Below are 1,456 nucleotides of genomic sequence, written 5' to 3'. Positions count from 1 at the left end.
ATCTTCTGCAGTTCCGAAGTCAGCGGACCATCCGGCACCTTGATCGAGAAGAATTCAAGTTCGTCGTCCCAGGACGGGCTCGCCACCGAATAGGCGCGGAAGACCGGCTTTTCGGCATTCGGCAGGCCGATCATGACGAATTCGCCCGAGCGGAAGCGCAGCGACTGCGGCCGGGTGATGCGGAAGGCAAACAGGCGATCCGTGTAATGCTTCACCGAAACCACAGTTTCGGCGTAGACATTGGCAGGGATAGGAAACTGAAGCGGCTTTGCGTCGACCGTCTTCAGCGCTGCTGCGGTGTTCATCGATCAAACCTCTCGCCCGGCGCGGCGGCGGTTTTTCACCGGCGCGCTGCGGAAATACAGGCAAAGTGTGGAGCCTTGTTCAGCCTATTAATTAGTATACAAATGATCTCATCGTCAAGATTGTGGCCTAAAACGCCTTTCTAAACTGGCACATGATCGTAGTCCGGGCTTTTCGGGATTAGTCCATGGACGAGAAAATTCCCGCAAGGGCGGGAAATGTCGTGGCGGGCATCGACGTGGGCGGGACCTTCACCGACCTGCTGCTGATCGACGGCGCCAATGGCGGGGCGGTCCACATCGCCAAGACACCGACGACGGCCGAAAACCAGGCGCATGGCGTGATCGCGGCGCTCGCCGTAACCGGCTTTCCCATCGCCGACATCGACCTGATCGTGCATGGCACCACGACCACCACCAACGCCGTGCTGGAACGGCGGCTGGCCCGCACCGGCATGATCACCACGCGCGGCTTTCGCGACGTGATCGAGCTCGGCCGGCGCACAAGGCCCCAACCCTATGGCATGACCGGCGTGTTCGTGCCCGTGATCCCGCGCAATCTCAGGCTTGAAGTCTCCGAGCGCGTCGAAGCCTCGGGACATGTGCGCGAGCCGCTCGACGAGGACGGCATGCGCGCTTCAGTGCGCGAATTGATCGACGCCGGCTGCGAGGCACTCGTCGTCCACTTCCTGCACTCATACGCCAATCCATCGCATGAGCGGCGCGCTGCCGAGATCGCCGCCGAACTCTGGCCGAACGGCCACATCACCACGGGGCATTCGCTGCTTTCGGAAGCGCGCGAGTTCGAACGCGGCGTCACAGCCTCGGTCAACGCGGCGGTGCAGCCGATCCTCGAACGCTACGTGGCGCGGTTGCGCCAAGAGCTTGCGACACGCGGCTACGCACGCGATTTCCTGATCATGAACGGCAATGGCGGCATGATATCGGCGCGCTTCGTTACCCGCGAGGCGGCCAAGACCGTGATGTCGGGCCCGGCCTCGGGCGTCATCGCCGCAGCCTATACCGGCCGGCGTGCCGGCTTCGAAAATCTCGTCACCTACGACATGGGCGGCACTTCGACCGACGTTGCGCTGATCCTCAATGCCGAACCTGCGGTGTCGAACGAGATCGAAATCGAATATGCGATGCCGATC

2 protein-coding genes are annotated in these 1,456 nt (G+C 62.2%); one reads left to right on the top strand and one right to left on the bottom strand.

Annotated features, from left to right (window positions below; translation table 11 throughout):
• Positions 1-305, bottom strand: a 305-nt coding sequence (locus tag AC1DWF_RS31930) for an FAD-binding oxidoreductase (protein ID WP_476842554.1), incomplete at its 3' end; no start/stop codon positions are given.
• A gap of 185 nt (positions 306-490) precedes the next feature.
• On the opposite strand from AC1DWF_RS31930, the gene AC1DWF_RS31925 reads away from it, so the two are divergent.
• A partial coding sequence (locus tag AC1DWF_RS31925) for a hydantoinase/oxoprolinase N-terminal domain-containing protein (protein WP_476842553.1) occupies positions 491-1,456 on the top strand: 966 nt, incomplete at its 3' end.

The organism is Aminobacter sp. P4_D5 (assembly GCF_056401815.1).
Note: the sequence above shows the minus strand (reverse complement) of the source record. Positions and strands in the feature narration are given on the sequence as shown.